This is a genomic window from Atrimonas thermophila (genome assembly GCF_045864955.1).
Classification (GTDB): Bacteria; Atribacterota; Atribacteria; order Atribacterales; family Thermatribacteraceae; genus Thermatribacter; species Thermatribacter velox.
Window position 1 is genome coordinate 2,021,081 of record NZ_AP028803.1, and the last position, 23,065, is coordinate 2,044,145.

The following is a 23,065-nucleotide window of genomic DNA, read 5'->3' on the forward strand; positions in this document are numbered from 1 at the left end:
TCAAACAAGTTCTATTCTATTCACCAATTATGATGCAATTTTTAACAATTTGTAAACAAAATTTGAACGTCCAAAAAAGAAGGGGCTCTGCCAAAGCAGAGCCCCTGATCGAAAACCAACAGTCCAATAGCGAAACACAAAAAACTAAACCAGTTTACTTCTCCCCATCCAGTCAAGGTCCATCCTTTCACCAAAATGTTCTTTAAAAATTCGGTAATAGAAAAGCTCTTCTTTACTTCGGAGAACCCAGCCATTGGGCAAGTTTCGCTCTCTTACAAAGTCCGAATCGGTTATTCTTTCTTCAGCGTAATTGGCAATAAGTTCTTCTACACCAGCTCCCTGCCAGAATTTGGCTTTTCTGCGCCAGAGCACCTTATCTGGCAGTGCATCTTCCACCGCTTTTCTCAAAATCCACTTTTCTACCCCGTCATTGATTTTGTATTCAGGAGGAATAGAAAGCGCAAAGGAAACTACGTCCCGGTCAACAAAAGGAACATGGACCAGCAGTCCGTGAGCCGCAGCGCTGCGGTCTACCCTTTGCAAAGCAGTGTTGTGAAGTCGGGCAGTAATGTCGATAAGCTCAGTAGTCAATCCTTCCTTAGGAATATTTTTAAGATAATCGTAGCCTGCAAAAAGCTCGTCTCCTCCTTCTCCTGAGAAAACCACAGGGACATGTTCAGCCACTACCTTTGACACCGCGTAGTTGGTTATGCTGGAGCGCACCAGAAGAGCATCGAAGGATTCAAGGTGATAAATCACTTCGGGTAAAATTTTAATCGCGTCTTCAAGAGTGATAACCACTTCCTGATGTTGAGAACCAATGTGCTCAGCCACCACCCTGGCATATTCAAGGTCTTCAGCACCGGGAAAACCTGCTGCAAAAGTATAAAGTTTATCCACTGTATTGCTGAGTAAGGCAGCTATAGTGCTTGAATCAAGCCCTCCCGAAAGCCAGGAACCAGCCTCTCTTACACCACCAAGTCTTTTAGCAATTGAATCCTCAAGAAGCGTGCGCAATTTTCCAGATATCTCTTTAGCGTCACTCTTGAGAAAAGGTTTTTCTTCAAGTTCAAAATAACTTTTGATTTCTCCTTTCTCAAAACGGCTACCACAAGGCAGTTCTTTAACCTCGTCACTCAGCTGGCGCAGAGCTTTGAACTCGGACGCAAAGCAGAGGTTACCTCGGGCATCATAAGCATAATAAAGGGGAGCTACCCCCAGAAAGTCACGCTCAAGAAGTGGTGAGCCATCCTCAAGTGCAGCAACGGCAAACTGATCTGGTCCTCTCCAATCAATTGCTTTATTTTCTTTTTCAAGAATCTCCCGCGCTTCCTTCTGCACGGTATTGTAAACCACTCCCAGAGTAGCTCCTGGCAATGCAACCACTTTTCTACCAGCCGGACCACGATACCCAATGAGGTCAAGCATTTGTTCTACCTTTTCATGCTGATTTGATGCAAAAATACCTGCAATACCAGCCACCTCTCTACCTCCTTCTTATCTAAAATTGGCCCAATTAAATTTAACATAATATAGCAGAAAAGACAAAATTAGGGATTCTCTGAAAACACCTTGCGAGCAAAAATCATGTAGGTAGTGTGAGCAACCATTCTATCGTAAGGCCTGAAAGCTATTGGATTGGGTTTGTACTTCCTGAAGAGGCTTTCCCAAACTTCCACCTGTATAAAGGGTAGTGTTTTCAATTTTTCAAGTACGGCTACTACTTGAGGAGTAGTCGGAGAAACAATACCAATTCTACCGCCCCCTCGAAGCGCTCTCCAACAAACTTCCAGATAGTCCCAGGGTTGCGGAACATCCAGAAAGAGAGCATCGATGTTTTCCTCTTCAAAACCATCTTTAATATCTTTATTTTTAATTTCCACCCGCTCCAGAACACCCCAGATGCTAAGATTTTCCACTGCAACCTTGATAAACTCCTCGCGCCTTTCGTAAGCATAAACTTTACCCCTATCGCCCACCAGCCTGGCCAGCGCTCCGCACATCGCACCACTTCCTAATCCTACATCGATTACTCGATCTCCCTCTTTCACGTCGAGCATGAGCACGATGAAACCCAGGTCTTTAGGGTAAACAATCTGGGTCCGACGCTTCATGTGAAACAGGTTATCGACGATGCCAGGTTGGAGCAAAAAAGCTTTTCTGCCAGAAGTAGTAAGCACCAGCTCTCCAAACCTTTTGCCAATAATTTCGTTGAAAGCTATCCCTCCCAGGTGAGTGCCGAAAACCTTGTCTTTCTCAACGCGTATCAGGTAATCCTTCCCATCTTCTAAAAGGAGGTACACTCTTTCACCTTCTCGAATGCACACTTCGTATTCTCCCTCCAATCTCTTTAAAACATTGAGAATCTGTTCTCATCTTCGAAACACCACTTCTTGTTCCACGTGGAACACACACTCGCGTCTTTCCTCTGACTACCAACCTCTGACAAGTATTAACAACCACCCAGTTCAAACAAACCACCTGAAAGCAGGATTTTATTCTACCAGATGATGCTTTAGATGTCGGAAAATTATCCCTACCAGGTCTGAACCTTGTTTACCAAAATCAAGAACTTGCCCTTTCAATAAAAAGCATTGCAAAGCTGTTTTAGTTTTTGTTCCAGAAAGAGAAAAGTGGTGGGATTGCGTAAACATTTAACGCAACCTTTTCGTGCCTATTAATTTCTTTAACTTCGACTCAGAATTTCAATGCTACGTTTTTCCTGTGGATAACTTGTGGAGTAAATGAGACGAGGCCCAGGGCACGGAAATAACCCTTCGCTAAAGATAGAAATCGGTGCTTCAGAAGGCCTATCTCATATAGGTTTGAAGAACATTCTTGCCATAGTACTTTTGTTATTGTAGAGTAATTGCAGTTCAAAATACTCTGAATAAAAATTGTGGATAAGTTGTGCAAAAGGGTAGAAAAATTCTTGTTGAAGCATTGAAAATTTTAAAAGTCCCCGCAGAGAAAGAAGCAATAGATAGGACCGTGGAATTCGTAGAACATTTCCATCTGGTTAACCAAAACCTCAACCTTTCGGCACATAAAAACAGAGAAGCTATACTGGTCAATCTGGTTATTGATTCGCTAACTCTTCTCACTGTGGAATCCTTCGCGAAATCCCAGCTGGACAAAGCTATAGATGTTGGAAGTGGTGGTGGTATTCCAGGTATTCCTCTGGCCATTTTCAGACCTGCAACCCACTTTGTACTTCTTGAGAGCAAAAGCAAAAAATGCCTGTTCCTGGAAGAGGTGATTGCTAAACTAAATCTGAGCAATGTCAGTGTGATATGTGCCCGAGCTGAAGATGCCGCCAGAGAAAAATCTCTGCGAGAAAATTTTGATACCGTATTGAGCAAAGCTTTAGCCCCCTTGAATGTCGCACTGGAAATAACCATCCCTTTCCTGAAAACTGGCAAATCAGCCTTTTTTTACAAGGGACTTCGCTACTTCCAGGAACTAAAAGACGCAGAAGGGGCTCTTAAAATCCTGGGATGTAAAGCCAGAAAAATCTGGGAGATAGATGTGCCCTGGACAGACAGAAAAAATTATCTAATCGAAATAGAAAAATGCATGCCTACGCCTTCCCACTTGCCTCGTAAAGCTGGTCTTCCCCAGAAAAAACCACTTTCTTGAAATAACTTGTTCCACGTGGAACAAGTTATTTTCCAATACAGAAGTTCGAAAAAATCGCGTCCAGAAGCTTCTGGTCGACATCTTCTCCAGTAAACCTGCGGAGAGTTTGCAACCCCTCTTCGAGGAGAATACCCACCACGTCTATTGATAAACCCTGTTTCAGGGCCCCTCTGGCTTCTTGAACTATCCTCAAAACTTCCTCAAGAATTTCACGCTGTCTCTGGGTAACCAACAGAGGAGTTTCTTCAAGGTCCACATTAAGTTGCGCAACGTTAACCAGCCTTTCAAACAATTTTTCTATTCCTTTGCGCTGCAAAACTGAAATCTCGAGGACTTCCTCTTCAGGACACAGTTTGTTCAAATCCTCTTTGTTAATTTGAGGTGACAAATCGCTTTTATTCAAGACCAGAATACGCCGTTTATGAGCAAGTTTTTTAACGAGCGAGAAATCTTCCTCTTCAAGAGGCTGGCCCATATCGAAAACCAGCACCACAAGGTCCGCTTTTTCAAGAAACTCTTCGGCTTTCTGCAAACCAATTCTTTCTATCACGTCTTGTGAACTTCTGAAACCCGCCGTATCCACAAAGCGAAAAGGAACCCCATCTATGGTCAGAGAAACCTCGAGAACATCACGAGTAGTTCCCGGAATGGGGGTTACAATGGCCCGTTCCTCACCGCATATCAGGTTGAAGAGGCTGGATTTTCCCACATTTGGTTTACCTGCAATGACCACCAGAATTCCGTTTTGAAAGATGGCAAAACGCTCGCTTTTCTGCACTTCTTTAGCAAGTTCTTTCTCAAGGGTTTCGAGTTCCTTCCAAATCAGTTCTTCAATCGAACCTTCAACAGCATCTGCAAAGTCGCAAAAGGCTTGAACATACGCCTGACATAGCAAAAGTCTGTCTTGCCAGCTCTTGACCTTCTGACTGAGTTGGCCACTCAAGCCGCGATAAAAAGCAGAAAGAGCCTTTTCAGAGCGTGCCTGCACCATTTGGGCTACTGCTTCAGCTTGAGTAAGATCTATCCGGCCATTTAAAAACGCGCGCAGAGTAAACTCACCAGGACGAGCAAGCCGTGCCCCGTAACGAAGACAAAGCTCGAGTACTTTGTGCAGAATCAAAGGTCCTCCATGAACCTGAAACTCAACTACATCTTCACGGGTGTAGCTGCGAGGAGCACGCATGATAACTATAAAGGCTTCATCCAGAACTTCCTCGCTGCTGGGGTCTACAATTCTGCCAAGATAAAAATGAAAGGCTTGCAAGTCCTCAAGTCTTTTTCCACAATAAGTCTTAAAAATGGAAGCAGCTATGGGAATTGCTCGGGGGCCACTCATCCTGACAATACCAATGGCCCCCATACCAGAGGGTGTCGCTATGGCAGCAATAGTATCTTCACTAACACAGAAACTACTTTGCCTGTTCACGCTTTTTGTTGCGACGAGAGGACTTCTTGCGGCTATTTTTAGCCTTGGAGCGTTCCTTAAGGTCAATGACCACACGTCTTTCCGGCTCTTGACCTATACTGTAGGTGGTAACCTGAGGATGACCTTTAAGAGCCACGTGAATAATACGTCTTTCCCGGTTTAACATAGGTTCCAGTTTTATCCTTTTTCCCGTCTGAATTACTTTTTTCGCTAAACGGTTAGCCAACTTGCGCAATGCTTCTTCTCTTCTTTTTTTATAATTAGCCACATCAACTTCAACGGGAACCTCTCTAAGACCCTTTCTGATGAGATACATTTTGGAAAGCAACTCAAAAGCTTGCAGGGTTTCCCCTTTTTTACCGATTAAAAGTCCAGAGTCCTCCCCATCGATTGAAATCAGCAATTTTTCCTTGTTAGCTACTACCTCAGCAGAAACATTAACCTTCATTTTCTCAAAAAGACCGTTTATGAACGTTTCAATCTCGGTTCTTGCCTTGTTAAGCAGCAAGTGGTCTACTTCAGATGGCTCGGAATGTTCAGGTTCCCCGGCAATTGCCTTTGGCTCCTGACTTTTCTTCTCCCCAGATTCGTCTATGGACTGCTCCTCAGAAGAGCCAGTCTCGTTGTCTTCTTTAATCCACACTCGAACTTTTAAAGCCCTGGGAGCAAGAATGCTCAAAATACCCTTACCTTCAGAAATTATTTCATATTCCAGCTTTTCTTTAGGAATCTCAAAATAGTTAGCAGCTCTTTCTAAAATTTCCTCAATGCTTTTTCCAGACACCTCAACGCTTCTTCTCACGCTTTTTTCCCCCTTTTTTGGAAACCCCAGAACGAGAGGAAGAATTTTCTTGGGCAGATGGTAAGCTTCCCGAAGCGAGTGCACGGGTTTTGCGAACCTGCAGTTCAACCATATATTGCTGGAAAATATAAAAAAGATTGGAAACAAACCAGTAAAGCAGAACACCCGAAGGCAGGCTCCAGCTAATGAATACCAGGAAAAGAGGCATAAACACCATCATGAGCAGATTCTGTTGAGAAGCTTCTCCACCCATAGCCGGCGTTGCAATTTTTTGTTGCCAGAAAGTCGTAGCACCCATAGCCAGTGGCAAAATGTAATAGGGGTCCCTTTGAGAAAGATTGGGAAGCCACAAAAACCCCTGTCCATAATCGTAGGTAACCAGAACCCGATAGAGAACGAACAGAAAAGGTAATTGAATCAGTAAGGGTAAGCACCCACCAAGGGGGTTAACTCCTTTTTCCTTGTAAAGACGCATGATTTCTTGGTTGAGTTTTTGGGGGTCTTTTTTGTACTTTTCCTGCAGTTTCTTTACTTCAGGCTGGATTTCCTGCATCGCTTTGGTAGAAAGGTTTTGTTTATGAATGACTGGGTACAGAGCCAGCCTGATTACCACAGTCAGCAAAATGATAGAAACCCCGTAATTACCGGTAAGATTGTAAAAGAAACGGAGTATAAACTCCATTCCTTGAGCCAAACCATCCCAGATCTGCGACCACATAGATAAAACCACCTTTTAATTAGATTAGTGCTAAGGCACTGGATCATATCCTCCAGCCGAGTAAGGGTGGCAGCGGATAACCCTTTTAAAAGCCAGCCACAATCCTTTCCCTAAACCGTATTTTTGAACCGCTTGGCGAGCATATTCAGAACAGGTAGGTTCAAAACGGCAACTGGGAGGAAAAAGAGGTGAAACAAATCGCTGATAAAAAACAATCAACCGATCAAAAACCAGCAGAAGTTTACGATCCATGCCCACGCTTACAGCAATTCTCCTTGTCCACAAAGGTTTTCCTCAAGTAACCTCGCCATCTTCTCCACTATGGTTTTAAAATCTTCACTAAGAAGCCGCTCATCACTAAAAAATATTACATCCACCGGTTTTTCTCGAAAACGGTCATAAAAGTACTGCCGGAAAGCTTCTCTAAGCCTTCTCCTAATGCGGTTTCGGCGCACTGCTTTCTTGCTCCTGCCCACAAAGCATACTCGCAAAGACCCACTCTCTTTTTCGAGAAACCACATCCGGATGGGTGGCAAATCCACCTTTCTGCCCTCACAGAAAACCCGGTCAAAGTCCTTTTTCTTCCTCAGTGTTTCCATCCGTTAAACGGTAAGACGCTTACGACCCTTCTTTCTTCTCCTCCTAAGCACCTCCTGTCCCGCCTTTGTCTTCATGCGAGCTCTGAAACCATGAGTTCTTTTTCTTGGCAAGTTGTGAGGTTGATAAGTTCTTTTCATGTTTTCTACTCCTTTCCTGCTTTGAATCAAGGGGAAACAATCGTGCGGGTTAATTATATCGACAACCTGCTCGTCAAGTCAATAATGATTACTCCCCACAGTCAGAACAGGGCAATTCTGACATCCCAATAAGGAGTCACAAAAAATACACTGAACATTGTAACGCTTCTCTCCGGGTATACTACCAAAACTTGCCTTAAAATCTTTCCAAGTATTCTTAAAGCCTTCTTTAAAAAAGAAGTGAATCTGGTAGAATGAAATTTAAAAACAATCAGTACTTTAACCAGGGAATGCAAAACTTGAGTAAAACTTGCAGGATTGCAGTCTGTGTAAAGCAGGTTCCTGAAATTGGAGAAGCTCGTATCAACCCCGAAACTGGAACGCTGGAACGCAGTGGTGTTCCTCTTACCATAAATCCACTGGACGTTGCAGCTTTACAGATAGCCCGGCTCATAAAAGAAGAGATTGGAGGAGAAATGGCAGCTTTTTCAATGGGACCAATTTCCAGTGAGCGAGTTTTGAGAGACGCAATCGCCTGGGGTTGTCAGCTTGGTTACCTGATAAGCGACCCCCGACTTGCCGCTTCTGATACGTATGCCACTTCCTACATCCTATCCAAAACACTGCAAAAATTCGGTCCCTGGGACATCATAGTGTTCGGCGAAAGGGCGATTGACGGAGACACCGGACAGGTAGGACCTGAAGTAGCTGCTTTTTTGGACTTACCAGTGTTCAGTTACGTTACCGAAGTCGTGGTAGAGAAAGAAACCTTTCACATTACAAGAATGATTGAACGCGGATGGCAAATCATAAAAGCTCGGCCTCCCTTTGTGCTAACCGTTTCCCGAGGTAAGAATGCAGTGCGAGTTCCCACTCTCAAAGACAAAATCAGAGCCCATGAAACGCCCATAGTGAAACTGGACGCTACTGCGCTGGGCATTGCAACTTCCAGAGTCGGTCTTGAAGGTTCTCCTACCCGGGTACAAAAAGTGGAAAAAGTTCAAGTAACCAGAAAGGGCACGCTATTAAGAGACCAATCGCCAAAAACCATGGCTCTGGCCTTTAAAAAATTCCTCGAAGAGCGGGGCTTGCTTTAACGATGAGGTTGGAGCGTAAAATTCTGGTTCTGGGAGAAACCTTTCAGGGGAAAATAGAAACTGCCTCCTTTGAAATGCTACGCGTTGCCCAGGACTTAAACCAGAAAATTGGGGGAGAGGTACTGTTCCTTCTGGGAACAACCCAGTTGAATACCGAAGAACTTGAACGAGCAATCCACTATGGAGCAGATCGAGTTTACTGCGTAGTGCACGAAGTATTTGGAATGCTACTCCCTCATCTATCTGCGAAAGTGTTTTTGCCTCCGATAAAAGACCTGAAACCCGAAATCATCCTTGGTGCTGCAACCAGCTGGGGAAGAACCATATTACCGTATCTTGCAGCCAAGTTGCATACCGGATTGACTGCCGACTGCACTTCACTTGATATTGACTCCGAAGACGGCAAACTGGTTCAAGTTCGCCCTGCCATAGGAGGAAACATCCTGGCAACCATCAAAACTCGAACCCTCCCTCAAATGGCTTCAGTGAGACCCAATCTTTTTCCTCCCCGTCTCGATACCTCCCGTCGAGGAAAAATAGAAATTATTCAAGATATCAATCAGGACACCGAAAACGAAGAGCCAGAGTTCCTGGAAAGCGAAATAGTTATCCATAGAGACCAGAAAGAACTCACTGCTTCGAAGGTAGTAGTGAGTGGAGGAGCAGGAATCAAGAACAAAAGCAACCTGGAGTTACTTTCCAAGTTGGCTGAAAAGCTGAACGCAGCACTTGGAGCCAGCAGAAAACTGGTGGAACGAGGGTTGGCCAATTACCCCCAACAGGTAGGATTAAGTGGAAAAACCGTGAATCCTACGCTTTACCTGGCAGTGGGCATATCTGGCGCAATTCAGCACCTTGCCGGAATGCAAGGTTCACAATGGATTGTGGCCATCAATCGAGATCCTGAAGCCCCCATCTTCCAGATAGCCGACCTGGGACTGGTGGGAGATGCCCGTGAAATCATCACCAGCATACTTGAGGTTATTGATGAGGAAACCCATGAACCAACATAATCAACAGTTTAAAAAAATCGACAACCAGGATATTGCGTTCTTTCGGAAAGTGGTTGGTGACGCCTTTGTACTAACCCATTCTGAAGCTCTTACCAACTATGCAAAGGATGAAACTCCAGACGAAACCCTGCGACATCTTCCTGAAGTGGTGGTAAAACCCAAAACGGTGGAAGAAATTCAAAAAATAATGCGCTATTGTTTTGAAAAAAGCATCCCGGTTACCCCCCGGGGGGCAGGCAGCGGGCTCTCCGGAGGAGCCATACCGGCTCAAGGTGGCGTGATTCTTTCCCTGGAACGCATGAATCGTATTCTGGAAATAGATTGCGAAAATTTTATCGTGGTAGTGGAACCAGGTGTAATCACCAACGAAATAAACCGCAAGCTAAAAGAATTCGGGCTATTCTACGCTGGCTATCCCATGAGCCTTGAAACCTGCCAGATCGGGGGTAATATTGCTGAAAATGCTGGAGGGGGTAAAGCCGTCAAATATGGTGTTACTGGACATTATGTGCGAGGCCTGGAAATAGTAACCTCCTGGGGAGAAGTGTTGTGTTTTGGTGGGAAAACCCAAAAAGATGTTACTGGCTACGATATTCTACATCTCTTAGTGGGTTCTGAGGGAACCCTGGCCATAGTAACCAAAATTTATCTACGTGTGCTTCCTCGTCCTCGAGAGAGAGCAGTATTGCTCTGTCCCTTTTCCTCCATTGAAGCAGCCCTGAGAACACCCTGGCTGATAATGGGGGAACTGGGTGTTGTGCCTGCAGCGATTGAGTTAATGAGCCGTCAAAGCCTGGAATTTGCTTATCAATACTGTGATTCAACTTACCCCTTTCAGGAAGCGCCATGCCATCTCCTGGTTGAAATAGACGGGCAAAGCGAAGAAGAGGTCTTCAGCGTTTATCGTCTTATCGGGGAAAAACTGCTTGCAGAAGGCGCTCAAGAAGTTTTCGTGGCCGACGAAAGCAGTAGCGCAGAAGAAATATGGAAAATTCGTCGGGCAATTCCCGAAGCCATTCACCAGACGCTTCCTTTAGAGATTAACGAAGATGTCTCCTTACCCTTAGCTGCCCTGCAAGACTTTGTGCGCTTTATAGAATTGCTCAGCAAGGAAAACAACCTCCTGGCTCCTTTTTATGGGCATCTTGGTGATGGCAATCTTCATGTCACCCTTGCTCCCTTGAAAAGCGCAGGGTGGGAAACACTGGAACCAGAGTTGCGAAAAAAATTTTACCAGGAAGTAAAAAGGTTGGGAGGAGCGTTGACCGGTGAACACGGAGTAGGCCTCAAGAGGAAAGAATATCTTCCCCTTTTCCTCGGACCTGCTGAATTGCGCTTGCTTCACAAGATAAAACAGGTGTTTGACCCGAAGGGGATTCTGAACCCTGGCAAAATTTTCCCGGAGCAGGTAACCCCGAAAGAGTGAACCAATGCGCTACAGAGACCTATATCTCAACCAGCGAGTATCTCTTCTCACCCAACCCCAGGGCACAGGCATAGTCAATCTGGGTTTGCCACAAGGCTTGAGGGTGCACATCTTTAAATTTATCCTGGCCGGGCTGATGTGCTTTCTTAAGGCCCGAATTAAACAGGCCGGGAGCGCTATTTACGAGATCCGCAGAAGCCTGGTCAACAGCCACAATGTCATGGCTACCCAAAACACCAATATCTGGTACCAAACTGGCGTCATGCCAGGGAGCACAGTCACAATCAGGGCTTATTTCAGTTAAAAAGTTGATAAAACCTACCTTACCCTTTTTACCTGTAATCACGCCATAGGCATACTCGACCATTCGCTCTTGAAGGGTAACACTTGAAGACGACCACGAAATGCCAATCGCTTCAGTAGGGCAGTAAATGACGCATTCTGCACAGCTGATACACTTTTCCACCAGAACCCGAGCTTTACCATTGGTATCAAGATAAAGGGCCTCAGCGGGACAATGCACCACACAACGCCTACAACCAATGCACTTTTCCTGGTCCGGAGAAGGGATAAAGGTTTCCCCGTGCTGGAGTTGTTTCCCTGAACGGGAAGCACACCCCATGCCTACGTTCTTGATGCTCCCTCCCAGCCCTGCTTCGATGTGACCTTTAACATGGGTAACCACCAGTAAAAAGTCCGCTTCGTGAATAGCACTGGCCACCTTTACCGTTTTAAAGTGTTTGAGATTTACCTCTACTTCCTTAAAATCGCTGCCCCGCAACCCATCAGCAATGATTACTGGAGCAGAAACAGAAGGGTAAGAAAAACCGTGAAAGTAAGCCGTCTCCAGGTGATCAAAGGCATTATGGCGAAACCCGGTATACAGGGTATTAGTATCGGTCAAAAAGGCTTTGCCACCCAGGTCCCGAATTGCTTCCACGATATAGCGCAAAAATACCGGTTTGATAAAGCCGTGATTACCTCGTTCTCCAAAGTGGACCTTAACTGCAACCAGGTCATCCTTCTCAAGACGCCCTTCCAAAAGTTTTTTGGTCATTCTCTTTACTCGTTCAAGAACAGAGCTTTTCTCATCCTGAGCCCGTAATGAAACAAAATAAACTTCTGCCACCGTAAATCCTCCTTTTCTCTAACAACCCACCTTATTTTAGCAGGTTTTCCCCCTCAAACAGCCGTGATAAAATAAAAAAGGAGGTACTTTTTATGAAAAAGAATCTTAAAATCCTGCACACCGCAGACTGGCACTTGGGGCTTGTTTCCTGGAAAGGTTTCAAGGGAGTTAACCGCCTCGAAGAGCAAAGAGAGTGCCTTCAGGAAATGTTGAAAATCGCCCGGGAAGAAAAAGTGGATCTCGTCCTGCATGCGGGAGACCTGTTTCATCAGTATCATAATCCTCCCCGCGACGCTATTCGTTTAGCAACCGAAGTTCTGGTCGAGATGAGTCGCCACGCTCAGGTGGTCTGGGTCATGGGGAACCATGACTGGTATGCGATAGAAGCCCTACAGGGGATATTCCCAGACTCCATCACGGTATCTAAAAACTTTACCCCCTTACTCATTGAGGATTTCGGCGTATGCATTTATCCTTTACCGTACTTGAGCCTTTCCAGATATCTTGGAAAATACCCTGGTAAATCCATCCAGGAAGAGGTTGCAGAAGTGTTAGCAGAGATATTCCAAAAATGGCAGCAACATTACCATCCGGAGCACTGGCACATTTTGCTTGCTCACTGCACCCTTGAGGAATTAGCTTTTTATAAGGAAGCCAACATAGCACGAGAAATATTCTTAAAAACTGCCGAACTACCCCGAGGCATTGATTATGGAGCTTTTGGTCATTTGCATGGCCTGATACCCTTTGAAAAAGCTCCCTTCCCAATTTATTATCCATCTTCCCTCATTTGCGACACTTTCCAGAAAGAGGGCGAAAGAGGAAGTTTTCTCATTGTAGAATTTAAAGAGGGACAAAAACCCGAGGTGCGACCTTACTATTTTAGCTCCTCTGCACAGCTTTTCAGTCTTTTGCTTGAAGAAACTGAAACCATAAATAACCTGGAAAAAGTGATAACCAGCCGAGCACAAGGAAAACGTAACTACATCCGGCTGAGGATAAAAGAAGAATTACTAACTCCGGAATTCATATCCGAAATCAGAAGCCTGGAAGGCGAAAACTGGCAGATTGTCTCACTGGAAGTCTTATCTCGCAAGGTCGAAACAGAGGACCTGCCAGAAAAAGAGCGGGAAATCAGTAAATATACTATGCCGGAACTTTTCAAGGAATATTGTCAGCGCAACAATCTCCCCGAAGAACTGCAAGGGTTGTTCGAAATCTATTATCATCAAGTTTTAGAGGAAGTTGAGCGAGATGCGACCGGTTAGCATTAAGGCAAAAAACTTTCTGGGCCTCGAAAATCTGGAGCTCGATTTTGAACACAACCTTTTTGTAATGGTTGGCCCCAATGGAGCAGGGAAGTCCTCTATACTGGAAGCAATCTTTTTTGCCCTTTACGGTAAAGGAGTGCGCTCTGAACGCAGCAAACAGGAACTGCTTCATCGAGGACACCCTAATGAAGCCCTGCGGGTGGAATTTGAATTCATGTTGGGAAAAGAGAGTTACCGAATCATCAGAGAATTTTCCAGAAAGCAGGGAGGCAGTGCCGCCTTAGAACAAAGGCTGGGAGGAAACTGGCAAACCATTCACTCTGGAGAAGAACGGGTAAATCAAGAAATACAGAAGCTGATAGGCTTCGATGCCAGCACTTTCCGGGCTTCGGTGTTTCTGCCTCAGGGAGAAACACTCTCTTTTGTTGAAGCTACGCCCGCCAAGCGCTTTAACATCCTGAGCAGCTTATTTGGGCTGGATATTCTGGATGCAATACACCAGAAAGTTAAAAACCGGCTCGACTTCTTAGAAGGTAATCTCGGTCCCCGTCTGGATAAATTGCGTCTCCTCAAGGAAGCCGACCTGGAAGAACAAATTGAAATTTTGCAAAAAGAAAGAAGCGAGCTTGAAAAGAGCATTGTAAAACTCAAAAAAGAGGAAGAAACCATAGAACATCGAAAGCGCCTGGTAGAAAAAGCTGTAGATGAAGAAAAAAAGCGCCGAAGCCTCAGTCAGCAAATCGAAACCCTTAAAGCAGAAATCAAAGAAGCTGAAGCGAGAGCCCAACTGGATCGCGATATACAAAAAGCCCTGGAGGTAAACCTTAACTTCTACCAACCACTAATTCGCTGTCAGGAAAACCTAATCCAGCTGGAAAAAGAACACACCCAGAAAGCATCACGCATTCAAGAGCTGAACAGTTCCATTGCCAACCTTGACCAGGAAATCAAAACCAGCGCCAAGAAACTTGTTCATCTCTTACAAGAAAAAGACCGTTACCAGCTTATTGCCAATACCCTGCAAGAAAAGGTAAAACCTGCTCTTGAAGAAACGCGAGCCCTCAAACCACAAATTGCTCTCTTGCAAAGAAAACACCAGGATCTACTGAAGCGGGAAGGCGACCTCTCCCAGGCCATAAATAATAAAGAAAAAGACCTGTTCCGCTTACGCGAAAAAACGCAAGCCATCCAGGAAAAGCTCCAAACTGAGAAAAGCTGGCTCAAAGTGATTGAGCACACTCTGGAGAGTATCGCTGCTTTAGAAGAAGAAAGAAAGGGATTGGAGCGAGAAAAACAATTCCTGGAAGAAGAAAAAACCAAAAAGGAACGAGAAAAAATTCTCTTGAAGCAAGAACTGGATGAAGCTCTCAACCGGGTCAAAATCATCGAAGAGACCCTCTCTCAAATGAAAAAACGAGAAATTACTATGGAAGAAGCTCATCGCAAGATTCTGAAAACCTACCTTGTTAACGAACTCAACGAAGAATGGAAGCAAAGCGGAACCTGCCCCCTCTGTGGCACTGTTAAGCCGGCACCTCCTGTTTCTGAGCAACCTACGGTAGACTTTCTGGAGGAAGAAAAACGGTATCGTGCTTTCCGAGAAGAACTAACCAGAGTAAGCAGCGAACTCGAAAAATGGAAAGAGAAAAAGCGGAGTATCGAGGAAGAATTGCGAGAAAAAAGTGCTCAACTGGAAAGAGACATTGAAAACCTAAAAAATCTGCAGGCAAAAATTCTGGAAATCAGAAAGAACATGATAGAAGTTCTAAAAGAACATCAGCTTGACAAAGAGGGGATAAAAGACTTTAATTCCCTGCAAAGGTTTTATAAACACAAAAATGAAATAGTAGAAGGGCTCTTTGAAACACTACACAACGTCTCAAAAGACTTACAGGAAGCAGCAACTTATCTTGCAAGTTGGAAAAAACAAATCGGGGACTTGCAAAGCGAAATCCAGAATATCACCCGCGAGCTTTCAGAGAAAGAAACCTACTTGCGACAAAAAAGACAATTTATTTTCTCCATTCTCAAAGAAAACAAGCTGCCTTTTGACCCCAATCGTGAAATTGAACAAAACGCCCAGGAAATCATAGAAACAACCCAGAACAAAATTCAGGAACTTTTCGAAAGTTCCTCCAACCTGGAAAACCGGAAAGGCAAACTGGAAGAACGTAAAAAAGCTCAAGAAGAAAAGCTTCGAGAACTCACCCAGGAATTGAAAGAACTGGAACAAAAAATTCAGGAAGTTGCTCAACAAAGCAAAAGCCAGGAAAAGCTCTTTCTGGAGGAAATAGGACGGCTGGGCTGGAGTGAAGATTATTTCAAAAGTCTTAAAGACCAGAAGCCCGGCAATTGGCAGGAACGAAAAGTCCACCTTGAGGGGAAACTGCAACATCTCCAAAAAGAACTCATAGACACCGAGTCGAAAATAAAAGCCTACGAAGCGGAACTTCATACAGAACATGCGAGATTTTCGGAATTGGCACAAAACATCGCTGCGCAACTGGTCGAACTAAAAGAAGCAATACGTGCAACCAACGAAAAACTGGGTAGTAACCGCCAGGCAATCCAGAATCTGCAGGAAAAAATCCAGGAAAAAGAACAATTAGAAGCCGAACTGGAAAAAATCACCCGGGAACGAGACCTTCACAAAACTTTGAAAGAAGCTCTGGAAAGTAAAGGATTTAAGAACTTTCTCCTGGGCTTGCTCTTTGAGCAGCTGGAGAAAGAAACTTCTACCATCCTTGCTGACATCTCTCAGGGAAGATACACAGTTTCCATGAAAATGGAGGGAGGAAAGGCCACCCTGGCAGTCATCGATAACCTGTTTGGAGGTCAGGAACGTTCACCTGGGGAATGTTCAGGGGGTGAAAAAACGCTAATTGCTCTTGCTTTAGCCATAGCTCTTTCCCGGGTGCGCTTTGGCAATGAAAGTGGAAAAAGCGAAGCCAACTGTATCTTCATAGACGAAGGTTTCTCTGCCTTAGATAGAGAACATCTGGAGTTAGTAGCGGATGCTATTTTAAATATGGGCAAAGACGGAAAACTGGTAGGCATAGTAACCCACGACCCTCTTTTCGCTACTTATTTTCCAGTTCGCCTTAACGTGAGTGGAGGAAAAGCCTCATGGATAACCACCGAAGAGGAATTATAAGCTGGGAAGAACTGTTTTCTGAAAATATGGTTCAGCTCGACCACTGGTTTTATGAGGAAGGGGCTTTTCACCACGAAGAGATGGTCTCGGAACCGGAGCTTCTCACCCCGTCAGGCTTATGGGAAGCCGATGAAACGCAATGGAAAAATTGGGAATCAGAAATCAGCGCTTCTATCCCAGAGAAAATGTATTTTGTGGACGGCAGGATGCGAATATACGCCCGCTTGTTTCTGAAAAACTACGTCCTCCTTCTGGCAGAAGTAGCTGCCGGATATGTGGAATGGTCAAAAGAAGGCGGAGTTAAGCCGGGGTTTTCACCCCAAAACCCTCCCCGCTTGCGCAGGGTTGTTGGTACTCCGGAAGAACTTTTCCTGGATATGGGAGAAGCGGAAACTTCCTTTGCAGTGGACGACAACCTCTTTTTCTTTGTAAAAACCTCAAGCCGCAAATCACGCAACGCTCCCTATCAGGAGACTGCTCAGCAAGCAGTTTTCAACGCCATGCAGGAACTGGAAAAACAGGTGGTCAATTCTTTACTTAGCAAAAATGCTCCCATCATAATGGATGGTACCATTCATTTTGACACCCACCTTTTTGAGAGTGGAAAGGGACCTTGTGGATTAGTAAAAAGAATTCAAAGGTTGCAAATACCACCTTCCGAGGATTTTATGAACCTTCTTTTCAGGATTGACCGCGGTAAACGCACCCCTTTCCTGAGCGCCTATCTGGGAGACAAATCGGATACGGTAAGAGTTTTCTGTTTCACGCGTCTTATTGATGCAAACCCTCTTTACCCCCTAAAAGGCTTGGTACGATTAGAAGTGGTGCTACGGGAAAAAGAGCTGGAAAGTAAAAAAGAAGAGCTGGGGCAGTTTTTCAACTCCATTGCGTCTGTGCTTCCTTCTCTCACCCGAGATTTTCCATATCGGAGATTACCTGAAAATATTTTTCCCATGATAGCCCTTGAAAACTACTTGGGCCAGTACTTTTCCGCTCCTCAGTGGATTCAAAGTTTATGTCATAAATTCATATGGAGGGTCAAAAATGCCTAAGTTGGTAGGCACTGTCACCGGGTTGAAAGAAATATCTCCCTACAGCTTCTGGATAAGAGTGAACTCCGGACAACCGGTGCCTGGTATCGACAGTTTGATTCAGGTTGACTACCAGTTTGGAGAGAAAAAATTTAGAACTTACGGTGTAGTCATCGAGGTGGTCACCACCTGGGACGGCATGATAACCACCGGTTATCAGGAAGAGGCTTACTTTGAAGGAACGTTCAGCGGAACTCCCATCTATCTTTGCCAGGTAGCAGTTACCCGTGCTCAAACCTGGCGAGGCGAAGACCTGGTTACCATTACTCCTTTTCTGCCCCCTCCAGCCGGAGAAAAGGTTTTCCTCATCGATCCTGAAGAAACCGACGCTGCCCTGGGTTTCGATGTCATAAAAAAGGAAAAAAGAGAAATCCCGGTTGGGATTCTTTCCAATGGTGAAGTAGCTTACCTGGACTTGAAATACCTGCTGGGAGACAATGGGGCACACATCAACATCAGTGGTCAATCCGGAGTAGCTGCCAAAACCTCCTATGCCACGTTTTTACTCTGGATGCTTCAGAATTACGCCGAGAAAAATGCCCTGGAAAGCGCGCTTGCCCGGGAACTTAAAAACAGCCGCTCGGTGATTTTTAACGTGAAAGGAGAAAGTCTTCTCTTTCTTGACTACTGGAACGCAGAATGGAAAGCCCAGGAAAATAAACGTCAGGGTCGGGAATGGAAAGAGATGTTTTCTCGCTTCGGGGTGGAGCCCAAGCCTTTCCAAAATGTGCGGGTGTATGTTCCCCCAAAAGATTACCGGGGGACTCCACGCATTTCGCGCACCAGAAAAGGAACCCTTGCTTATGGATGGGATATTCTGGATATTGTGGAGCTGAACCTGGTATCCTTGATGTTTGATGTGGAGGAAGTGAGTGCCAACCCCAACTTTTTACTTGCGGTAACCGTCATTGAAGACTTGTTGAGGGCGAGGTACGATAAACTACTCGCAGATGCCGAAAAAGAGTTGCAAGAAGCATGTTATCGAAAAAGACTGCAAATGCGAACCGAAGGTCTTTCAAAAAGCAACTTGATACGGGTCTACCTGGAAGTTACTGGTGAAGACCCTGGAGTAATTCTTGGGCACTTTGGTCTTCCCAACAGTTTCAGGGATTTTGTTGAGATGTTTAAAATTAATGAGGAAGGGGAAACGAGCAGTTCGCTGGTCGAGGAACTCAGAAAAGAACAACTCGAAGATCGAACCATAATGGCAGTAGCCCGCCGCCTGAGAACTGCTCAGAGAACCGGTATAGATCTCCTCTGGAGAAAAATAGAGAAAAAATGCTATGGTCCCATTGATAAAGTGCCAGAACCCGATTACCATCTTCAGTGGAACCATCCAGGCAGTACTACAGTAATTGATATTTCCAAGCTACACCAGAGAGTCCAAGCTTTCGTGGTTGGTGCTGTGCTTAAAGAAATAATGTTTCTCAAAGAAAAAGACGAGCTTCCTGAACCAGTTTTCATCTACCTCGATGAACTGAACAAATATGCTCCTCGTACCGGGGGAGGGGCTCTGGCAAGTATCTTCAGGGATGTTGCTGAGCGTGGGAGGTCCTTCCGGGTAGTGCTTATTGGGGCAGAGCAGACCGCTTCACAGGTTGACTACCGAGTCATCACCCAGGCAGCCACTACGATTGTGGGTCGCCAGAAACAAGCCGAATTGAGCAAGGAAGAATATGCGCACCTTCAGGGAGCGCTGCGAGAAAAAGCGTCTTCCCTTTTGCCGGGAGAAGTCATCATAGACCAACCTTTTCTGCGAATTCCCATAACTGTGAGTTTTCCGCTAACTCCCTGGGCAACTTCCGAAGAAAACCGGGAACAACGTTTTTCCACTGAAAAGCAACCAACCGATCGCTCTCCAGAAGAACGACTTGAGGAACTCTTGCCTTAATCCAGGAAGGGAGGTTAAAACATGCACGAAGAATTTGTAGTTCAAACTCATCTTCGTGAAGAATTTGTTCATATCACTGGAAAGGTTCAGGATGCCGTGCGTAGAATGAAGCTCGAAGAAGGTTTCTGCGTAGTTTACGTTCCACACACCACCTGCGGGATAACCATTAACGAAAATGCGGACCCGGACGTCATAGCGGATATTCTAATGGGTTTGAAGAGGATGGTTCCCGAAAATGTATCCTATGCTCACCTCGAAGGAAACTCTCCCGCTCACATAAAAGCTTCTTTGATGGGTTCCTCAGTTCTGGTAGTGGTGGAAGGAGGTAGATTAGTCCTGGGTACCTGGCAGGGAATTTTCCTCGCCGAATTTGACGGACCTCGCCATCGAAAAGTAATCGTGAAAGGGGTAAGAACCTGAATGACCAAGCATGCCCAGAGTTTAAAGCTTCTCAACACAGCCCGGGGGCAACTGGAAGCAGTTATCCGTATGGTCGAAGAAAATGCCTACTGTGTCGACATATCCAAACAAATTCTGGCTACTATAGCCCTCTTAAAAAGGGCCAACTCGGTCATCTTAAAAAAGCATATAGAAACCTGCGTAAAAAATGCTCTGCAACAGGGTGACTTTGAAAACAAGTTGAAAGAACTGGAAGAAGTCTTCAGATACATGGAAAGAATTCTTTAGGTTTTTCAGTAATGAGCCAGGCAGTTTTTTGGTGTTGACTTTTAATTAAAAGAGTTATATAATTTATCTGAAAATTAATTCTTTTAATTAAAAGGTGATAAAAATGAATTATCGAAAAAAAGAAAGGTTTAACTTGACCAACCTGGCTCAACACTTCTACGAAGAGGGAAGAAGACCTGTCGTTCCTCTGATGGGATATCCCGGTTTACAACTGACGGGTACCACTGTAAAACAAAATCAATTTAATCATATTGTCCAATTTCGTTCTCTCAGCAGGCTTTATGACCGTTTCCGCCCGGATGCCATGTTTTTCCTCATGGACCTATCAGTAGAAGCCAGTGCTCTGGGTCTGCCGGTCAGATTTCCGCTTGAAGAAACCCCCTCAGTAGAGGAGCATCCTGTAAAAAGCCTGGAAGATTTGGAAAAATTCGAAAACATTGACATCCTGGGCGATGGGCGGGTAATGGTGTATCTTGAAACCCTGCGCCACATGAAGGTGGCTTTGCCTTGCCCAGTGGGGGCTTTTGTGATAGGCCCACTCACTCTGGCCGGCTTACTCACCGGTGCTAATGAAATCGCCATTAAAAGCCTAACTGAACCTGACTTCTTTGAAGGAATCTTGCAGTTTTCGCAGCGAATCATCCTTCGTTACGCTCAAGCCCTCTCTGAAGCTGGAGCAGATACCCTGATGGTGCTCGAACCCACCGCGGTTATTTTTGGACCTCAACAATTCCGAAACTATCTGGCTCCGCTTTACCGAGAGCTGGTTGGAGTGCTCGACGACCTCGAAATAACGCTTCACGTCTGTGGCGATACTACCCATCTCCTTAAAGAAATGGCGCAGTGTGGTGTTTCCGGATTGAGCCTCGACAGCATGGTTGACCTTGGAAAAGCAGCAGAGATAGTTGGTAAAGACATTTTATTAATAGGAAATATCAGCCCCATTGAAATGCTTCAGGAGAAACCCCAAAAAATATATAGCGATACTCTGCAACTTCTTAACACAATGCGCGAACACCCTCTCTTTGTGCTCAGTACAGGTTGCGACCTCCCCCAGGATGTACCCTTCGAAAATATCGAAGCATTCTTTAAAGCAGGTAGAGAATGGACATTGTCAGCTTTAAAGGAGGTAAAAGACCTGGCAATCCATTCCCAATAAATCAGAATAACGTTAATTAAAGTAATTAATAATGCTTGATAGTTTATGTCTGGAACTACCAGATCTTGAATTTTGTGTTTTTCAAAAACGCATTAATCGCTTCCTGGTAGAGGCAATCTGGAAAACCAGGACAATACGGCTTTCGCTTGGCAACACTGGCAGATTGACCGACCTCCTTTTGCGAGGCAGAAGAGCTTGTTTTCTGCCTCGCAAAGCACCAAAAACCGAAGGCAGGTTCATCGGTATAGAAGTAAAGAAAAATGCTTTTGCGCTTCTTGACACCAATTTGATGGAACTTGCTTTCTCCAGTGCTCTGGCCAGAAATCTGGTACGCTGGTTAAAAGAGCCAAAAGTGCTGAAACGCAACCCACAGTGGAAAGGAAATAGATTCGACTTTCTACTGGAAAGTGAAGGAGAGAAATGGATGTGCGAATTAAAGGGAGCCTTACTTCAAAAAGGCAATACAGCACTATATCCAGATTGCCCTTCATCAAGAGGCAAGCGTCACATCCGGGAATTAATAAGCTACGCCCAGCAAAAAAACCGCGCCTTGTTGTGTTTTGTAACCTCATTACCTGGAGTATCCTGTTTCCAACCCAATTACTCAGTAGATCCTGCCCTCAAAACGCTCTTTATCCAGGCTCTCAAATCCGGAATGCTTATAAAAAGCGTTGCTTTCCGATTTTCACCTCCTCAAATTCTTCTTGAAAATCAGGACCTGCCAGTTAAGCTTTAATCAAGAAAAGCAAACAATTACTCAGGGGTAACCATCTTGCGCAGCTCGGCCAATTGTTGCAATCTACCCAAAACAATGATAATGTCTCCTTCTCCGATGACCGTGTCCGCCCGAGGATTAAATTCGAAAGTTGGCCTATTTCCAGGCTTTACTGCCACTACAATTAAACCTATTTTCCCTGGAAGATTGAGCTCTCGAAGGCTTTTTCCGGCAACCGGTGAATTTTCGGGAATGGTTACTTCCTCAATACTCAAATCAAAAGCTTCGCTGCGCAGAACCAGGTCCAAAAAAGAAGTGACCTGGGGACGCAGTGCTGCAGCAGCAAGCCTTAAACCACCAATTTTTTGAGGACAAATTACGTAATCCGCACCAGCCCGCTTCAGAATTTCGATAGATTCCGGTTGAATAGCCCGCGCCACTATTCGCAGGTGAGGGTTCATAAAACGAGCAGTAATGACCGTATAAACATTATCGGCGTCGCTTCCCAGCAAAGCCAGAAGGCCCCGTGCCCTATCAATCCCTGCTTCTTTCAGCACATCCTCCCGCGTGGCATCACCAACCATAAAAAGCAGTTCTGGATAATTTTTGAGCACTTCCTTTATTTTAGATTCGTCTCGCTCGATGACCACAAAGCTCTCCCGAGTCCGCGCAAAGTATTCCACAACTTCAGAACCTACCACTCCACAACCACAGACGATAAAGTGGTCTTCTATTTCTCGCAGTTCCATTCTGACCCGCCTCCTGAGCAAGAATTCACCAGCTCTCCCCTCGGCAAGAAGACCGACCAAAAAAGATATAGAATAGGTTACGACGAAAACTCCAGAACCTACCAGAAAAATGGTAAAAATCTTGCCGGATGCAGAAAGAGGGTGAACCTCTCCAAAACCGACCGTGGTGAGCGTGATAACTGTCATATAAAAAGCGTCGAGTAAAGGCCATCCCTCAATAATGATATATCCTGCTGTACCGGCAACCAAAACAGAAATGGCGAGGATAATGATGTAAAGGATTTGTCTTTCCACAATTTTCGACCGTCAAAACCAGGAATTTTTTCAACCTCAAAAGGTTTTTTAAATTATAAAACCTTCT

At 45.0% G+C, this 23,065-nt stretch carries 22 protein-coding genes; 12 read left to right on the forward strand and 10 right to left on the reverse strand.

Annotated elements, in window-relative coordinates; genetic code table 11:
• Positions 1-144: 144 nt before the first annotated feature.
• Positions 145-1,482 carry an asparagine synthase-related protein gene (locus ACKTT1_RS10505; protein ID WP_412709530.1) on the reverse strand — a complete coding sequence of 446 codons (1,338 nt, stop codon included), beginning with the start codon at positions 1,480-1,482 and terminating at the stop codon, positions 145-147.
• 68 nt (positions 1,483-1,550) lie between these two features.
• Positions 1,551-2,345 (reverse strand): tRNA (adenine-N1)-methyltransferase, encoded by a 795-nt coding sequence (locus ACKTT1_RS10510; protein ID WP_412709531.1) that lies wholly within the window; start codon positions 2,343-2,345, stop codon positions 1,551-1,553.
• A 565-nt stretch (positions 2,346-2,910) separates the two neighbouring features.
• On the opposite strand from ACKTT1_RS10510, the gene rsmG reads away from it, so the two are divergent.
• Positions 2,911-3,639: a 16S rRNA (guanine(527)-N(7))-methyltransferase RsmG gene (gene rsmG / locus ACKTT1_RS10515; RefSeq protein WP_412709532.1), complete on the forward strand. Its 729-nt coding sequence runs from the start codon at positions 2,911-2,913 to the stop codon at positions 3,637-3,639.
• Between the two features lie 25 nt (positions 3,640-3,664).
• Here the strand turns inward: rsmG and mnmE are convergent, their stop codons facing one another.
• Genes mnmE through rpmH form a run of 6 tightly spaced genes read right to left on the reverse strand, consistent with a single transcriptional unit; the run spans position 3,665 to position 7,322 of the window.
• Entirely contained in the window at positions 3,665-5,065 is a 1,401-nt protein-coding gene (mnmE, locus tag ACKTT1_RS10520) for a tRNA uridine-5-carboxymethylaminomethyl(34) synthesis GTPase MnmE (RefSeq protein ID WP_412709533.1), read from the reverse strand.
• Positions 5,049-5,867, reverse strand: coding sequence for an RNA-binding cell elongation regulator Jag/EloR (gene jag / locus ACKTT1_RS10525; protein ID WP_412709534.1), 819 nt, complete (start codon positions 5,865-5,867; stop codon positions 5,049-5,051). Before jag ends, mnmE begins: the two co-directional genes overlap by 17 nt.
• Positions 5,851-6,585, reverse strand: coding sequence for a YidC/Oxa1 family membrane protein insertase (locus ACKTT1_RS10530; protein WP_412709535.1), 735 nt, complete (start codon positions 6,583-6,585; stop codon positions 5,851-5,853). Before ACKTT1_RS10530 ends, jag begins: the two co-directional genes overlap by 17 nt.
• A 30-nt stretch (positions 6,586-6,615) precedes the next feature.
• Positions 6,616-6,837, reverse strand: coding sequence for a membrane protein insertion efficiency factor YidD (gene yidD, locus ACKTT1_RS10535; RefSeq protein ID WP_412709536.1), 222 nt, complete (start codon positions 6,835-6,837; stop codon positions 6,616-6,618).
• A gap of 8 nt (positions 6,838-6,845) precedes the next feature.
• Positions 6,846-7,184 carry a ribonuclease P protein component gene (rnpA, locus tag ACKTT1_RS10540; protein WP_412709537.1) on the reverse strand — a complete coding sequence of 113 codons (339 nt, stop codon included), beginning with the start codon at positions 7,182-7,184 and terminating at the stop codon, positions 6,846-6,848.
• 3 nt (positions 7,185-7,187) lie between these two features.
• The gene (rpmH, locus tag ACKTT1_RS10545; protein ID WP_369018391.1) at positions 7,188-7,322 is read right to left on the reverse strand and encodes a 50S ribosomal protein L34; all 135 of its coding nucleotides are present in this window, start codon (positions 7,320-7,322) and stop codon (positions 7,188-7,190) included.
• 254 nt (positions 7,323-7,576) lie between these two features.
• Between rpmH and ACKTT1_RS10550 the strand changes: the two genes are divergently transcribed.
• The 3 genes from ACKTT1_RS10550 to ACKTT1_RS10560 are packed head-to-tail and all read left to right on the forward strand — an operon-like array spanning position 7,577 to position 10,858.
• Positions 7,577-8,419 (forward strand): electron transfer flavoprotein subunit beta/FixA family protein, encoded by an 843-nt coding sequence (locus tag ACKTT1_RS10550; RefSeq protein ID WP_412709538.1) that lies wholly within the window; start codon positions 7,577-7,579, stop codon positions 8,417-8,419.
• 8 nt (positions 8,420-8,427) lie between these two features.
• Positions 8,428-9,432 carry an electron transfer flavoprotein subunit alpha/FixB family protein gene (locus ACKTT1_RS10555; protein WP_412709539.1) on the forward strand — a complete coding sequence of 335 codons (1,005 nt, stop codon included), beginning with the start codon at positions 8,428-8,430 and terminating at the stop codon, positions 9,430-9,432.
• A complete protein-coding gene (locus ACKTT1_RS10560) occupies positions 9,419-10,858 on the forward strand; it encodes an FAD-binding oxidoreductase (RefSeq protein ID WP_412709540.1) in 1,440 nt (479 codons plus the stop codon). Before ACKTT1_RS10555 ends, ACKTT1_RS10560 begins: the two co-directional genes overlap by 14 nt.
• A gap of 19 nt (positions 10,859-10,877) precedes the next feature.
• Here the strand turns inward: ACKTT1_RS10560 and ACKTT1_RS10565 are convergent, their stop codons facing one another.
• Positions 10,878-11,987 carry a DUF362 domain-containing protein gene (locus ACKTT1_RS10565; RefSeq protein WP_412709541.1) on the reverse strand — a complete coding sequence of 370 codons (1,110 nt, stop codon included), beginning with the start codon at positions 11,985-11,987 and terminating at the stop codon, positions 10,878-10,880.
• A gap of 92 nt (positions 11,988-12,079) precedes the next feature.
• Here ACKTT1_RS10565 and ACKTT1_RS10570 point away from each other — a divergent pair, with 92 nt between their 5' ends.
• The 8 genes from ACKTT1_RS10570 (at position 12,080) to sfsA (ending at position 21,976) form a co-directional block, all read left to right on the forward strand.
• The gene (locus tag ACKTT1_RS10570) at positions 12,080-13,255 is read left to right on the forward strand and encodes an exonuclease SbcCD subunit D (protein ID WP_412709542.1); all 1,176 of its coding nucleotides are present in this window, start codon (positions 12,080-12,082) and stop codon (positions 13,253-13,255) included.
• The gene (locus tag ACKTT1_RS10575; protein WP_412709543.1) at positions 13,242-16,412 is read left to right on the forward strand and encodes an AAA family ATPase; all 3,171 of its coding nucleotides are present in this window, start codon (positions 13,242-13,244) and stop codon (positions 16,410-16,412) included. The genes ACKTT1_RS10570 and ACKTT1_RS10575 overlap by 14 nt, the downstream gene beginning before the upstream one ends.
• Complete coding sequence (locus ACKTT1_RS10580) at positions 16,385-17,464, forward strand: hypothetical protein (RefSeq protein WP_412709544.1); 1,080 nt, start codon at positions 16,385-16,387, stop codon at positions 17,462-17,464. The genes ACKTT1_RS10575 and ACKTT1_RS10580 overlap by 28 nt, the downstream gene beginning before the upstream one ends.
• Positions 17,457-19,394 carry an ATP-binding protein gene (locus tag ACKTT1_RS10585; RefSeq protein ID WP_412709545.1) on the forward strand — a complete coding sequence of 646 codons (1,938 nt, stop codon included), beginning with the start codon at positions 17,457-17,459 and terminating at the stop codon, positions 19,392-19,394. The genes ACKTT1_RS10580 and ACKTT1_RS10585 overlap by 8 nt, the downstream gene beginning before the upstream one ends.
• A gap of 21 nt (positions 19,395-19,415) precedes the next feature.
• The gene (locus tag ACKTT1_RS10590) at positions 19,416-19,814 is read left to right on the forward strand and encodes a secondary thiamine-phosphate synthase enzyme YjbQ (protein ID WP_369018382.1); all 399 of its coding nucleotides are present in this window, start codon (positions 19,416-19,418) and stop codon (positions 19,812-19,814) included.
• Positions 19,815-20,081 (forward strand): metal-sensing transcriptional repressor, encoded by a 267-nt coding sequence (locus tag ACKTT1_RS10595; protein ID WP_369018381.1) that lies wholly within the window; start codon positions 19,815-19,817, stop codon positions 20,079-20,081.
• A gap of 103 nt (positions 20,082-20,184) precedes the next feature.
• On the forward strand, positions 20,185-21,240 hold the full coding sequence (locus ACKTT1_RS10600) for a uroporphyrinogen decarboxylase family protein (RefSeq protein ID WP_412709546.1): 1,056 nt from the start codon (positions 20,185-20,187) through the stop codon (positions 21,238-21,240).
• Positions 21,241-21,271: 31 nt separating this feature from the next.
• Positions 21,272-21,976 (forward strand): DNA/RNA nuclease SfsA, encoded by a 705-nt coding sequence (gene sfsA / locus ACKTT1_RS10605; protein ID WP_412709547.1) that lies wholly within the window; start codon positions 21,272-21,274, stop codon positions 21,974-21,976.
• A 17-nt stretch (positions 21,977-21,993) separates the two neighbouring features.
• On the opposite strand, the gene ACKTT1_RS10610 is transcribed toward sfsA, so the two are convergent.
• Positions 21,994-22,998 carry a potassium channel family protein gene (locus tag ACKTT1_RS10610; RefSeq protein ID WP_412709548.1) on the reverse strand — a complete coding sequence of 335 codons (1,005 nt, stop codon included), beginning with the start codon at positions 22,996-22,998 and terminating at the stop codon, positions 21,994-21,996.
• Positions 22,999-23,065: the final 67 nt, after the last annotated feature.